The sequence below is a fragment of the Sphingomonas aerolata genome, from assembly GCF_003046295.1.
Lineage (GTDB): Bacteria > Pseudomonadota > Alphaproteobacteria > Sphingomonadales > Sphingomonadaceae > Sphingomonas > Sphingomonas aerolata.
Genome location: NZ_PZZN01000001.1, coordinates 1,460,819 through 1,476,925, shown reverse-complemented (window position 1 = coordinate 1,476,925; position 16,107 = coordinate 1,460,819). Strand labels below are relative to the sequence as shown.

Genomic DNA, 16,107 nt, shown 5'->3' with positions numbered 1-16,107 from the left:
TAGCCCATGGACATATATAGGAGGCCAAGCTAGCGTACCAAAATTAGATGGTGGGGGAATGCATGAAGGTCGGAGAAATGACGTCGCGGAAGCGGCGCGTGCGTATGTGTGCGTTACAGACAAGCGCAATCGTGGCGACGTTTTTTGTGGCAGGCCCAGCATTCGCACAATGCGCGCCGGATCCCACGGTCGCCAATGGTACGACGACCTGCATAGGCACTGATCCCGATGGGCTATCAGTCGCAACCAACAATAGTCGCATCGTCATTGCAAGCGGTGCGACCGTACGCCCCGGCAGTAGCACTGCCGCGATCGTCAGCCGGGCCAGTAATGCGTCCTTCGACATCAATGGTCTGGTCGACGGCGGGGCGGGCAAGGCCGGGCTGTTCGTAACCACCGGCACGCCGTTCACGACGATATGCACGGATCCCTATGCGGGCGCGTCGGTAAATTACTGCGTCATCGGCTCTACCCTGACCAACTATCCGTCGGCCAGTGCGATGGTGACGGTCGCGGCGGGCGGCACGGTGACGGGCGCGCAAGGGATCCTGATCCAGCGCGATGCCAGCAACACCAATGGCTATATCTCGGCCTCGATCGATAATGCCGGGACGATTAGCGGTACCGCAGGCCCCGCGGTGGTTGCGAACCAGACGGGCTTTGGCTCGCTCTCGGTCACCAACCGCGCGACCGGGACGATCGGCGGTATCACCGGCACGGTCTCCTACGTCACGAACGCCGGAACGATCGACGGAGGCGGCAATGCCGCGCTAGCCTCGACGGTGTCCGGGATGAACGTCGTCAACACCGGCCGGATCGTGTCGAGCGGATCGGCCGCGACGCTGAGCGATACCGGCAGCTATCTCTACGTCAGCAACGCGACAGGCGCGGTGATCGGGGGCAGCACGACCGCGATCCGTACCGGCGGTGCGCTGTCGCTGACTAATGCGGGCACGATCAACGGATCGGTGGTTTCGACCGCCGGGTCGGGAACGAGCAGCACGATCGATACGCGCCAGGGCGTGATCAATGGCGATCTGGTGCTGGGCGCTGGCAACGACACGCTCCGCGCGCGCTATGACGCTGCGACCGGTCGGATTGCCTCGATTACCGGAACGGTCGACGGCGGAGCGGGGAGCGATACGCTGGCGTTCGGCGTCGATGCCGATGCGGTGTTCACCCGTGCGGTGCTGCCGACCAATTTCGAGCTGTTCGGCTTCGACCTGAGCAACCATGCGGTCGCGACGCTGGCCGCGGGCTTCACGTCCGGCACCGGTATATCGGTCAGTGGCACGGGCGTGCTCGTCAACCAGGCCGCGCTCGTGACCAACGGGCAGGCCGTGGTCGCGGCATTCTCGTCCTATGGTCTCGACTTCACCAACCAGGGATCAATCACCGCATCGCTCAGCGGCACCGGCCTGTTTGCCGTGGGCGCGCCCGCGACGGTGACCAATTCGGGCATGATCACCGCCAATGGCGGCTCGGGCGTGCAGGCCTATACGACGCTGACCAACAGCGGCGTGATAACGGCAACGGGGACCGGCGCTGCGGTCGTCTATGGCACGCTGGCCAATAGCGGGACGATTCGTTCGACCGCGGGCATTGGCGCGACGATTTCCGGCGGGGGTTTCAGCGGATCGACCAACGACGGGACGATCATCGGCGCGACCACCGGCCTCTCGCTGTCGGGCGGGCGACTGGTCAACACGGGCACGATAACAGGCGGCACCACTGGCGTTTTGCTGGGATACGGCACCGCGCTGATCAACGCCGCGTCGGGCACGATCACGGGCGGGACCGCGGCAGTGAGCGGTACTGGATCGTCCGTCGCAATCGTCAACGCTGGCCAGATCGCCGGTACGGTGAACCTCGTTTCACCCTACAGCTTCGATTCAAGCAACGATGTGTTCGTCGATGCGGGCGGCACGGTGACCGGCGCGATCCGGCTGGGTGGCGGTGACGATATGCTCGTCGTCGACCTGGCGAGCACAGGCACGCGATCGCTGGCAGGGGCGGTCGGCGGGGTCGATGCGGGCGCCGGCTATGATACGCTGCGCTACCGGGTCAATGCCGATGCCAGCGCGGCGCTGGCACTGACCGGCGGGTTCGAGGGGCTCGCCTATGAACTGACCGACGCCGCGGCGCTGACGCTGACCGCCGCGACGCCGTTTGCCACCACGATCGGGCTGACCGGCAACGGATCGGTGACGCTGAACGGGACGATCTCGGCGACGGATCGCACGCTGATCGATACCGGGATCCTGACGGTCGACCAGCTGACCATGGGCACGGCAGGGCCGGCACAGGCGCTGACGATCACCAACGCCGGCACGCTGGCGCTGACCACGACCACGCAGAACAACTTCTATTCGACGCTGGCGGCGATCGCCGCAGGCACCGCCGACGTCACCAACAGCGGCATGATCACCGTCGCCAATGCGGCCGGCCGCTATTATCCGGCAGTCGCGATCAGCGGCGGGAACAGTGTTACCAACAGCGGCACGATTACCCTGAGCGGAGGCGGCACGGCGATCAGCGGTGCGCGCGACATCGTCAATTCGGGCACGATCACGGATATTTCCGGCACCGGTACGGGCGCAGTCGGCGTGACGGCCTTCACCACACTGGCCAACAGCGGCACGATCCGGGTCGACGGTACCGCCGTGCAGGGCAGCAATTATTATTACTATAATCCCATGCAGATCACCAACAGCGGCACGATCGAGAGCCGCAAGGCGACCGCCGTCATGCTGGGCTATGGCAGCGTACTAACCAACGAGACGACCGGGACGATCAGCGGGCTGACCGCGATCGACCTCTCGAGCGGCGGGACGATCGTCAACCGCGGCACGATCATCGGCGATGTCGCGGCGACGTCGCCCTACGCCTATTCGAGCGCCGTCTACGTCGCGGATGGCGGCACGGTCACCGGCAACGTGACCTTCGGGTCGAGCACCGACATGTTTCTTCAGACCGGCGCTGCGACCGGGGTGAGCGGGACGATCGATGGCGGCGCCGGCTTCGACATCTTCGGCTGGTCGCGCAACGCCAGCGACAGCATCGCGCTCGACCAGCGGACGGGGATCAATTTCGAAGCCGATTACGTCGAGGCGCTCGGCGCCGACACCCGCGTGACGTTGACCGCGGCGAACCCTGTCACAAATGACCTGTACCTTCGGGGCGACGGCACGATCGTCAACGAGGCGACGATCGATGGCGCCGCGTGGACCTATCTTCCGATCAGCACAGCCGGGCTGGCCCAGACCAACGGGCTGGCCGCGTTCGTCAACCGGGGCACGATCTCGGGTGGCGTGAGCGGCGCGGTCTACGCCTTCACCAATAGCGGCACGGTCGGCGCAGAATCGCTTCTGTCGAACGCAGTCTACCAGGGCGTTTCGTCGGGAACATTGTCCTTCGACAACAGCGGCGCGATCGCCTCGTCGGGCGACTATTACACCGCAAGCCTGGAAGGCTATGGCCTCGACGGCCTCACCGCAACCAACAGCGGCACAATCACGGGCGGACTCGCGATATCGGCCACCACGGTTCTCGACCAGACCGCCCCCGTCACAATCGCGGTCGCCAATAGCGGCACGATCACGTCCGCCGCTGGCAACGCGCTCGTGATCTCGACCGGCAGCGATTACTATTTCGGCGGCCCGAGCGCGGTCACGCTGACCAATGACGGTACCGTCACCGCCAGCGGAGAAGGCGGCGTTGCCGCGCGGCTGTACATGCAGGGCGGGTTCGGCTCAAAGGTGAGCTCGACCTACGCGATCGCCAATACCGGAACGATCGAGGCGACCGGCAACGGCCTGACCCAGACCTATCAGGATTGGGACGGCACGCGCTACACCTATACCATTCCGGCGGCCGGCCTACTGTTGGATACCGGGACCAATGTGACCGGGACGATCACCAACAGCGGGACGATCCAGGCGACCGGCACGTCCGCAGTCGCGCTGCTGGTATCGGGCACCGCGCTCGACCTGACCAACAGTGGCATGATCCGGGGCGGCACCGGCAGCGTGCTGGCGAACGGCTACCCGCTTGACGGCACCAGCCTGGCCGGTGCGATCCAGAGCTGGGCCGGCGCCGATGACCGGATCGTCAACACCGGTGAGATCTTCGGGTCGGTCGATCTCGGCGACGGCAACGACAGCATCGAGAATCGCGGCCGGATCGAGGGCAACGTCTCGCTCGGCGCGGGCGACGACAGCTTCCTCCAGCGCGCGGATGCGGTGCTGGTCGGCACCGTCGATGCGGGCGAGGGCAATGACGGCCTCATCGTCGATGCGACCGTGGGTGGCGCGGTCAATGGCAACCAGTTCGTCAATTTCGAGCGCTTCACACAGGTTGGCAGCGGCAATGTCGCCTATTCGGGGACTTTCCGCTTCGACACGATCGGCGTGTCGGGCGGCGAAGTGACGGTCGCGGCCGGACAGGTCCTCACCAGCGCAGGCACGGTGACGATCACCGGCGGAGAGGCGGCCGAAAGCGTGACCAATGCCGGAACGATCGCCGGCAACGTCGACCTAGGCGCGGGCGACGACCGCGTCGTCAACACCGACACGATCCAGGGCGCCGTCTTGCTCGGCGCCGGCAACGACCGCTTCGTCGAAGGCACCGGCAGCAGCGTCGCGGGCGGCGTTGATGGCGGCGCGGGCGACGACCTGTATGGTGTCACGCTCGCCGGCAACCGCAGCGGCATCGGCCAACGCAGCAACTTCGAGCGCTTGAGCGTCGAGGGCAATGGCACGTTGGGCCTGACACTCGATCAGGGCTTCCAGTCGATCGCACTCGCCGGCACCAGTCTCAACCTCGCGCTGGATGGCTTCGTCGTCGGCACCGTGACGGGCTCAGACGCGGCCGAGACGCTGGCGGTCGACGGCGATGTCGCCATGGTCTCGCTTGGCGCCGGCAACGACGAACTGGCGCTCGGCGCGACGCGTGCAGGCGGGCTCTACATGGGCGGGGCAGGCTCCGACCTGTTGCGCTTCACCGCGAACGCACCGGTCACCCTGGCGGGCACGGCAACCGGCTTCGAGCGTATCGCGCTTGCAGGTGGTGCGCTGACCGTGACGGGAACGCTCGGGACCGCCGGCACCGCGCTGACGTTCGGCGACGATGCGCAGAGCGTCACCGTCGCACCGGGCGGCACGCTGGCCGGAACGATCGATCTCGGTGCGGGCAATGACGGCTTCCGCCTGACGGCAGGCGGTACGCTACTCGGCACCGTCTCGGGTGGAGCCGGGACCGACACGGCGACGCTCGAACTGGTGGGCGACCGCACGCTCGGCGCCGACATGCTGCGCGACTTCGAGATCCTGAACGGCGAAGGCAGTGGCACGCTGACGCTGACGGGCGCTCAGACCTATGAGCGCGTCAATGCTGTGACCAACCTGACGATCGGCTCGGGGGCGTCGCTCACGGCTCCGGTCGTGTTCGGGGCAGCCGATAAACGCTTCACGGTTGCGGGCAGGTTCGCAGGGTCGGTCGACGGCGGGGCTGGTACGGACGCGATCCTGGTATCGGGCGGCAGCGCCGCGGCACCGGTCGCATTCGGCTCCATCGCGAATGTCGAGGCGTTCGGCATGACCGCAGGCTATGCGACGATCGCCGGCGATGCATCGCTGAATACTGTCGACATGTCGGGTGGTCGACTTGTCGGCCTGGCGGGATCGACGATCCGCGCGGCGCAGATCGTGGTACGCTCGGGCGCGACCTTCGGGTCGGCCGGGTCGGTGATCGGCAATATCGCGGTCGCAGGCACGCTCAGCCCAGGGGCTTCGCCGGGTACGATGACGGTGACGGGCAACGTCTCGCTTGCGAGCGGATCGGTGTCGCTGTTCGAGATCACGCCGACCGTGGCCGACAAGCTCGTGATCAACGGTGGGCTTTCGATCGCGACGGGGTCGACGCTCCGCATCGTCGCGGAAGGTGCGATCCGGCCGGGCACGTCCTACGACCTGATCGTCGCAAGCGGCGGGATCGCCGGTAGCTATACGACGATCGACAAGTCGGCGTCGCTGTTCGGTTTTGTCGTGCAGCGTGCCGACCGGATCCAGCTGCTCGGGCAGTTCCTCGGCGATCCCGCGTTCAACCCACAGGTCGCGCGCAGTATCGATTATGCCAATGCCGCGATCCAGGTGCAGCCGGCGACCAGTATGCTGTTCGCCGCCTTGCCCGCGCTGCTGACCGCGAGCGGCGCATCGAACAGCCAGGCGTTCGCGCAATTGACGCCCGAAGCCTATGCCTCGGCGACACAGATGGGCGTCGACCAGACGCTGAGCCTGACCGATGTCGCACGCGGACCGGGCTTTGCGACCACCGACCGGGAGGACGTCGGCCTCTTCACCTTCGCGCAAGGCATCGCGCAATGGCATACGCTCGGTGCCGATCGCGACGCGGGTACCGCGAAGGCCCGCAGCAGCGGTTACGGCTTCCTCGGCGGGATCGGAATCGGCAACCGTGACTGGTCGGTCGGCGTGTTTGCGGGCTATCTCGACAGCCACCAGCGGATCACTGCCCTTGGCGCCGCGACCAGCACCGATGGTGTCGTCGCAGGGGTTCACGGCCGCTACACGGCAGGCAACGTCCGGATCGGCGCGTCGATCCTGTATGATGGCGGCGATGCCCGCACCACGCGCGCGCTGCCGGGGGCGAGCAGCGCCACCGGGCGCTACGGCCTGCACAGCTGGGCGAGCGACCTGTCGGTCGGCTATGCGCTGGCCATGGCGAATGACTGGACGCTGACCCCCAAGGTCGGCGTGACCTATCTGCGCACCACCCGAGACCGGGTGAGCGAGGCCGGCGGGCCGTTTGCCCTGACCGTGGCGCGCGACCGCCATGTCACGGGCTTTGCCGATGCCGGCGTGACGTTCGCGCGCAGCGAGGCGTCCGACGCCGCATTCCGTCCCTATGTCGGGTTCGGCGCCCGCACCCGGATCGAAGGGAAGCGGGCCGATGCAGTCGCAGGCTATGCCGGTGCACCGCTGACGCTGACCGCGCTGGGCGCCCCGCGCGCACGGGTGACCGGTACGGCAACGGCCGGCGTCGCATACCGCCTGCCTAGCGGCGTCGAGTTGTTCTCGACGGTCGAAGCGCAGACCGGCCAGGACGACCACCGCGAGAACATCGCGACGGGCGTGCGGCTGCGATTCTAAAACAGAGGATGGCTACATGTCGATGTGTCGACATGTAGCCATTTATATGCCGCTGCCTGTCAGAATCCGGCTTCACCTGCATAGCAGGGCCTCGCCACCAGCTTGGGCAGCAAGGAATGCCTATCGGCTTTGTGCAGGAGTTGAGTTGAGCCCGGAAATCCCCTCGATCGGGTTCAGGACCGGCCAGCCCTGACCAGTAAATCTCCCGCCGTTTACCGGCTCAACGAATACACAGAGAGCGACAATGTCTTCGTGCCGCTGACCGCGATGGGGGGTAACGTTAAATTACGTTTACCTGGTTTCAAAGCCGAGGCGACGGCAGCGCTCATGCTTGTGAACATCGCGACCATGCATATCCCGGCACATATTGATCCGGGGCCGTGATGTCGCAGTAGCTTAAATCCCTCACGGCGAAGGGGCTTCTGTTAGGGGACGGTAATGGAAACCTTTACGATGAGCTTGTTCTCTCAGGTAAGATTATAAGATCAATTTATGAAATAATAATATTGACATGCTATCTTAGACTATTACCATATTACTCCACCATTCCTAATAAGTAAGTTATCATACCGATATAGATAAAGGGAAAATATAGGTACAAGCAGTAATAGACGGGGGACCGTTTACCCGCAAGAGCCTATACCATTACCTTTGAGAGACACGCGACTAACACGTTGGCGCGGACCATAGTTCAAGCAGAACCAGTTTGGATTGAATATTTCGATAGAGAGGGTAACAGCTTCATTCCCGGCTGATACGGAGTTTTCGACAGCTCTGACCGCCGAATGGCGATAATGGGAAGAAAGCGGACGGTCCGGTTATGGGAAGGCGGACTGCGACAGCCGACCTTGCGCGGCGCTGCTGCCTTTCCCGATCGGGATGGTTGATTGGGAAAGCGCACCGCGCCGACTCCGAACCGTTCGGCCGCTCGTCGGCGCCATGGCCCCCTTTAACAACAGCAACGACACGGTCTCGCAAATCACGCGATCAAGCTCGGCCTATCGATACGAAACTCCTGCGCCCGCACGGATTGTGAATCAGAAATTGACCGCCGTGTGAAGCCTGATGATCCAGCTCGGCTGCTCTGGTAAAAATTTGCGACAAATTCCTGAGTTTAACCATCGGGCAACCCTTTGCATTCCAGTAAACTGCAAGTGATAAACAGGGCGGATGTCATGCGCGGCACGAAGGCGGGGCTCCTGCGATCCGCAGCATTGAGCTGCGGGTTGTTTCTCAGTGCATGCGGCAGCAGCGGCGGCGGCATCAATTCGATACCGACTCCGCCCAACGCATCCGTCCCGCCAACCACGCCAGCGCCTGTTCCTACACCAACGCCGACACCGGCACCCGCACCCGCACCCGCACCGACAGCGACGAATTACGACACAAGCGAATATCGTGCGACAGTGGGTGCGGTGTCGATGAACGCGCTCACAGCCTATAATCGAGGTGCGACAGGCCTGGGCATCGGCGTCGGCGTCATCGACAGCGGTATCGACCTGCAAAGCGACGAGTTCGGTAGCCGTATCTCCACCGCCTCGACCGGGGTCGCCGGCAACACATCGATCGACGACGAGGGAGGGCACGGCACCGCCGTTGCCTTCACCCTCGCCGGAAGGCGCAACGGCACCGGCACGCACGGCGTCGCGTTCGACTCAACGCTGATCGGGTTGCGCGCGGATCGCCCCGGCACCTGCGTCGGTGGCACCACGGACGACGCCGAATCGGGCTGCAAGTTCTTCACCGATGCGATCACCCGCGGGGTCGATACCGCGCGGACAGCAGGTGCGAAGGTCATCAATATCTCGCTTGGCGGATCGGCGATGCCGCAAAGCCTGAAGGATGCAGTCGGCCGGGCGACGCTGGCCGGGATCATCGTGGTGATCGCGGCAGGCAACGACGGCACCGACAATCCCGACCCCTTCACCGATGTCGCCAATGACAGCATCGCCCGCAACATGGTGATCATCGCGGGTTCGGTCGGTGCAGGCGACACGCTGTCCACGTTCAGTGACAAGGCTGGCACGGGCGCTGCACATTTTCTCACCGCAGTCGGCGAGCGGGTCCCCGCACCGGACAATAACGGGGCTAATTTCCTCTGGTCGGGAACGTCGTTCGCCGCCCCGCAAATCTCCGGCGCCGTCGCTTTGCTCGCACAGGCGTTCCCCAATCTTAGTGGCGCGCAGATCGTCGACATACTGTTCAAGAGTGCGCGCGATGCCGGCCCCGCAGGAGTCGACGCGATCTATGGCAATGGCGTGCTCGACCTGACGCGCGCATTCCAGCCGCTCGGGACGACGTCGGTCGCGGGGTCGAGATCTGCGATCTCGTTCGTCACCAACGGCATGCTGTCGGCACCGATGGGCGATGCCGCGCAGGGGGCGCTGGGTGCGGTCGTCCTCGACGGCTACGCCCGTGCCTTCGCGACCGATCTTGCTTCGACGATCGGCCGCAGTGCACCGTCGCCAACGTTGGGCGGCATGCTTCAATCAAGGACCCGGGCGGTTGCCGTGGCGCGTGGCGGCATGACCGCGTCGATGACGTTGGTGCCGAAGTCACGTGGTTTCGGATCAGGTAGCACAGACAATGATAATAGGCGGTCGATCCTGACCAGGGCCGACGTTTATCCAAACGCTGGTCCGAATAGCGGGTTCGACGCCGGGCAATCGCGCGCGATTGCCGCAACGATGACGCAACGGCTTGGCGAGACGCTGTCGTTCGGGCTCGGCGTTGCGCAGGGATCGAGTGCAATAACTGCGCAGCTGACGGACCAGTATGAACCGGCATTTCTCGTTGCCACCATGTCGGGCCTCGGCTTCGACAGCAGCGCGCGGGCGTCGAGCGCGGTGCGGCAGCGGTTTGGCGGGTTCGGCGTAACTGCGGGGATTGAAACCGGCGATGTGCTGTCGCGCCGCGAGGCAGATGGATTTGCGCGTACCGGCTGGCGGCGGTCGGGCTATGAGCGCGTCGCGATCGGTGTCGATCGGCAATTCGGCGCGGTGTCGACGTATGTCTCGGCTACCCGGATGAGCGAGCAGAATACGTTTCTAGGTGCGAGACTCGATGCCGGGCTAGGTGCTGCGCGTGCAGCGAGCTGGTTTGCCGATGCCAAGGCGCGGTTCGACGGCGGCGATGGCTGGTCGATCGGCGGCTCGTTTCGCCAAGGCTGGTCCAGCACGCATATCCGCGGCGGTCTCAACGGCGGCGGCATGCTCCATTCCCGAGCCTTCGCAGCCGATATCGGCAAGGCGGGCCTATTCGGTGCCGACAGTATCGGCCTGCGCATCGCCCAGCCTCTGCGGGTCACAAGGGGCGGGATCAATATCGCGCTGCCGACCGCCTATGACTATGCGACCAGCCAGGTAACCGGCTGGACCACGCAGCGCCTGAACCTCACGCCAAGTGGCCGCGAGCTTGATATCGAGACCCGGTACGGCCTGCCGGCGTTTGGTGGCGGACTTGAAACCAATCTGTTTCTGCGCCGCGACCCCGGCAATTTTGCGAATATTCCGACCGATTACGGTTTGGCGGTGCGCTTCAACCGCGGATTCTGACACGCGGGGCAGCTGGACTGTCGGCCCTGATCCACGCGGTTGGATTGCCTGTTCTGATCACACAACGGTGGCCAAGCCTTGGACGGGATCTCGGCGATGCAAGGAAGAGAATAGCGGAAGCAACAACGGGCCGGTTCAGTCCGAGAACAAAATGACACTTTAAACGTCGCAGCTGGGATGGAAGGGATATTGGACTGCCTGCCGGTTGGCAGCCGAACGTCATCATTGTAACGTCCGGTCGTTCCGTCAGTCATGCCCCACTCTTATTTAAAAATAGGCCCTGTCAGGTCATTTAAGGGGCCCACCCCAACCTATGATCGAGGGTAAGGCACATTTAGGCTGGATGTCGTCTGCCGATATAAGTGAAGTGGCCGATGAACCAGTTATGGGCTGTTGTGGTATTAACAAGAACTTTACCTGCTGGGAATACGAAGCCCTTGATCCTAGGGGGGACTTCAATGCATTTATTTCACTCAATGGCGAACGGTCAGTTTCAGAGCGCGCGGTCGCGCCTAGCTTCTATAAAAGCGAGCTTGCTGTCTTCCGCACTTGCTGGACGCGTTGCAAGGCTAAACGTGAAAACACCGGCTGCGTTTGTTGCAGCCGGGCTGGCGCTTGCGCCGACCTACGCTCTAGCAGATCCAATTATTCTAGACGGTCTTTTCATCAAGATTGGCTTGAACGATGCAGGAACCTTGGGCGTTGGCGGCAATACGCGTCCAGGGATCTTATACGACGGCACCGGGTCCGGTACATTCAACCCAAACTACGATTACCTTACACCCGGTACCCCGTTCGAGGGGTTTTCTATCACGGGCAACACCACTACCGGCTTTAGCTTCGTAAATAACAATTCTTCCCTTTATTCATCACCTAAGGGATCACTCATCAGTTACAGCGGCGTGGCGTACGATGGCGCCACATACGCAAATCGTGCGGTATGGACAGGCACATACGGCAGCGATTTTAAGGTAATTAATGATTATTTTTTTAATGATAGCGACCAGCAGCTTAGCATTAAAACTACCATCACAGCATTAAATGAAATATCGGATCTCGCATTTTCACGTCAGATCGATCCTGACGCAGTTGCTGCGCCGGGTGATTACTCTTCTACAAATAACTTCCGTGGCGCAGAGGGCATCCCTGCGAGTGATCTGGTCTATGCCGAAGCGCTCGCTTCCAAGTATGTCATCGGACTTTATACAAATTCCCTGATTACCCATAATTCTGCAGTGACATCCTGGACAACGGATACAGCCTCGTATCTGGCGGGCACCAACATAGGAAATGGCGACAATGTCATTGGTTTGGGCTTTAACATCGGTCGCCTAGCCGTAGGCGAAAGCGCGACGCTGAACTACAGCTATATTTTCGGTACAAACATTCGTGCTGCCGTCGATGCGAGCCCACCGCCTGTTCCCGTAGCCACGTCGATCACAACTACTGCGACGACTGATGAACTAAGTGCAGGGCGCGTGCTGCCCGTCTTTGATGGAGGCACACTGCATGCCAGCGGCACAAGCACGCTGGCTACCGATCTGACCCTGAACACAGGGGGAGGGACGATCAGCACAGATGGTTATGCCGTTACTGCGTCGGGCATTATTAGCGGCACCGGTGAACTGACAAAAACAGGCACGGGTACCCTCGCGCTCAGCGGCGGCAACACTTACACCGGTCAGACGGTTATCTCCGAAGGAACGTTGGCCCTTGCCGGCGACGGCAGCCTTGCTGCCTCGAGCGGGGTGACCGCCAACGGCATCTTCGACATTGCCGGTCATACCGGCCCGGCGACCATCCAGACGCTGGATGGCACGGGCACGGTGATGCTGGGCGGCAACGATCTGGTGCTGAGCAATGCAGCGGATCGCTTCGACGGTACGCTGAGCGGCACGGGCGATGTGACCGTCGCAGGTGGCACCCAGGTGTTTACCGGCGCCAACAGCTTTGGCGGGCGTACCGTGGTCACAGATGGCGCCGCACTCGGTCTTGCCGGCGACGGCAGCCTTGCTGCCTCGAGCGGGGTGACCGCCAATGGCATCTTCGACATTGCCGGTCATACCGGCCCGGCGACCATCCAGACGCTGGATGGCACGGGCACGGTGATGCTGGGCGGCAACGATCTGGTGCTGAGCAATGCAGCGGATCGCTTCGACGGCACGCTGAGCGGCACGGGCGGGGTGACCGTCGCAGGTGGCACCCAGGTGTTTACCGGCGCCAACAGCTTTGGCGGGCGTACCGTGGTCGCAGATGGCGCCACGCTGATCGTGAGCGGAGGCGCTGCGTTATCGGATATGTCCGCGATCCGTAACGATGGCACCTTCGAGCTTCTGTCGAACGAACGAGTTGGTACCATTGAGGGGGCGGGCGCAATCCGCCTCACCGGCGGGGCGCTCACGACCCTCAATGACGAGGCGACGGTATATTCTGGCACAATCTCGGGCCAGGGCGGGCTAATTAAAACGGGAACCGGCACACTTACGCTCAGTGGCGCGAACACGATGACGGGCGGCTTGATGATCAATCAGGGCGCGGTCCACGTGACGCAAGCCACTAATCTGGGCAACGGTACCGTCTCGATTGGCGCTGGAATGCTGCAGACAGGCAGCGACTTGATTGCTGGCAATGCCGTGCGCCTGAACGATGCGTCGAGCGTGATCGATACCATGAACCATGACGTGACGTTGAGCGGTATCGTCTCGGGCGATGGTACTCTCAATAAGCTGGGAACGGGCACCCTTACGCTCACCGGTACTAACACGCAGAACGGGATCAACGTGAGAGGCGGTACCTTAGCCTTCACGTCCGACAAGGCGCTCGGCGCGGCAGGCAGTACCGTTACCATACAAGACAATACTACGCTGCGTACGCTAGCCGACATGACCATCGACCACACTCTGCAGGTGAACAACACCAAGTTGGCGGCTTTCGATACCGGTGCGTACAACATCACCATGGCAGGAGACATCCTGGGAGCAGGCATCGTCCAGAAGACCGGCACAGGTATGCTGACTCTCACCGGCTCGAACAGCCAGGTGGTGATCGACGTCCTGGGCGGTAGCGTGTTGGCGACCCAGCAGTCGGCAGTTGGAGCTGCGGGCGGCGACATCTTCCTCCGACAGGACAGCCGATTCTCCGCCGGCTCGACGATGGATCTTACTCAACGCATCCACGTCACTGGGACCAACGCAGTGCTGGACACAGGCAGCAACACCGTAACGTTGCTGGGTGTGGTCGATGGTGATCAATGCCTGATGAAGCAGGGCAGCGGACGCCTTAATATGGTTGCAGATGGATCCAACGCGATTGGCGCCTGCGTTCAGCAGGGTACCCTAAGCTTCAACAACACGTTTGCAGGCAATGTCTGGGTCGACCCTGCGGGAACCGTAGGCGGTTCAGGTACGGTGCTCGGCAACATGGAGGTCCGTGGCACGCTTGCACCAGGCAACTCTCCAGGCAGGCTGGTCATCAACGGCAGCGTCACGCAATTTGCCGGCAGCGCCTTCGCGGTTGACGTCGACGGCGCAACGCCAGGCATTGGCGCGGGCCATTTCGACACGGTGGTGTTAACGGGTGCAGGCAGCATCTACACGGCTGCGGGCACGATCGCTCCAACCCTTCGTGGTATTACCGGCAATGCCAACAACAGCTTTACGCCCACAATTGGTGAAAGCTTTGCTGTGGTCGAAGCGGCAGGCGGAGTTATCGGTTCATATGAGGGGCTGACACAGCCCAGCATCGGGTTGGCGCCGAACAGCCGGTTTGACGTCCTTTATATGCCCAACGCGGTTGTGCTGACGGTGACCGCCGCGAGTTATGCCAAGCTTTTCGACGATAGCTTTATGGGTAATGCGGCAAGTGTTGGTGGGGCGGTGGACAACTTCCGACCCGTAGCAGGCCTGCGCGATACTAGCGGCAGCGCCGCTTTTGCCAATGGCCTGATGACACTTACGCCCGAGCAACTTGGCCGCACACTTGGTCAGGCTTCCGGCGAGGTTTATGCCGACGCAATGGATACAGTTGTCCAGAGCAGCCGACTTGTTCGGACCAGCGTTTCGGATCACCTCCTCGACCGCGCCACCGCATCAACAGTCCGGGCGGAGGAGCGTCAAGCCAACGGCGGGCTCTGGGGCACCGTGTCCGGTATCACCCAGCATGTTGGTCAGGACCGCTTTGGCCAAGGGTATCAGGGCACAAGCACCACGATGACGCTTGGGATGGACAAGAGCATCTCCGATGACGCGGTGATCGGTGGCGGCGTTTCCTACAGCCGGTCGAGCGTTTCCGCCGACTACCTTGGAAGCGCGGTCGCCAACAGCTACCAACTGCTCGGCTACGCTCAGTGGGCGCATGAAGGTATGTATGCCAATGCCGTCGTTGGCAGTGGCCTCGACCGTTACAAGGTAACCCGCAGCGTCCAGTTCGCTGACAACAGCGCCCAACTTACCGCAGTGCCGCGAGGCTTCTCGGCAGGTGCGGATTTGGAAATCGGTGCGCGGCTTGGCCTTGGTGCCACCAGCATCACACCAGCGATCGGTATCGCTTATGATCTGCTGGAACGCCGTTCGCTTAACGAACGCGGGAACGAAGTCGCGCTGCTCACGGCAGGGCAGGACCGGCGCCAGGCATTCCAGCTGCGTGCCGGTGGCCGCCTAGCGACGGCGTTCAACCTCGGAGGCTCTCTGATCCGCCCTTATGCGTCGGCATTTGTACTGAAGGAGCTGGCGGACGCTTCTTCGACGATTACGCCGTCGCTGTATGCCCGTAGCTTTACCGTTCGCGCGGTGAATGCGGGTGACACAGCGTTCCGCGGCGCGGCTGGGTTCGACATCGATATGTCGGCGAACATCAGCCTGCGGGCTAGTTATCGCTATGGCGATGCCGCGAATGCCCACAGCAACGCCTACACAGGCGGGATCAGTATCCGCTGGTGAGGCACAGGACTTGCCCGGCCGCCCTTGTGGGTGTCCGGGCGGCTCCTCTTCGACGCTTGTGTTGGCGATGGTCCCGATCCGTCAACTTTTGCCCGCGTGAGCTGCGAAAGGGTGTCGCGGATCATCTCCGAGGCAACAACCTGCTTTAACGACAGCAAATAATTCTACAGGTTATTAATAACAAAAAAATGCCCGACTTAGAAAGCCGGGCATTTGTCTCACCGGCGAGTTAACGCACCGCGATGAGGAAAAGTACTAGCTTGTATAACACTCCACCGCATAAACAGCCGGGCTAGGAGAGAATGTAGCACTGTTGCAACTAAGCTGAGTTTCGGACGTCGCGTATGTCGCCGGTTTTGCGACAGCGGGATGGCTGAACTGGTGGGAAGGCGAGCGGCAGCTCTTGGGCGGAAGGTACAGTCCGCTACTGTCGTACGTCGTCTTACAGTC

General features: G+C 62.6%; 3 protein-coding genes. All 3 read left to right on the top strand.

The window, feature by feature from the left end:
• Positions 1-131: 131 nt before the first annotated feature.
• The 3 genes from C8J24_RS06850 to C8J24_RS06840 all read left to right on the top strand — a co-directional run bounded on the left by C8J24_RS06850 (position 132) and on the right by C8J24_RS06840 (position 15,657).
• The gene (locus C8J24_RS06850; protein WP_244180473.1) at positions 132-7,166 is read left to right on the top strand and encodes an autotransporter outer membrane beta-barrel domain-containing protein; all 7,035 of its coding nucleotides are present in this window, start codon (positions 132-134) and stop codon (positions 7,164-7,166) included.
• A gap of 1,421 nt (positions 7,167-8,587) precedes the next feature.
• Entirely contained in the window at positions 8,588-10,720 is a 2,133-nt protein-coding gene (locus tag C8J24_RS06845; protein ID WP_244180471.1) for a S8 family peptidase, read from the top strand.
• A 575-nt stretch (positions 10,721-11,295) separates the two neighbouring features.
• Positions 11,296-15,657, top strand: coding sequence for an autotransporter outer membrane beta-barrel domain-containing protein (locus C8J24_RS06840; RefSeq protein ID WP_167396710.1), 4,362 nt, complete (start codon positions 11,296-11,298; stop codon positions 15,655-15,657).
• The last annotated feature ends 450 nt before the right edge of the window (positions 15,658-16,107 follow it).

Excerpts from the sequence above, each read along its gene's own strand:
- C8J24_RS06845 (WP_244180471.1), top strand. The coding sequence starts at position 8,588 with ATGAACGCGCTCACAGCCTATAATCGAGGTGCGACAGGCCTGGGCATC.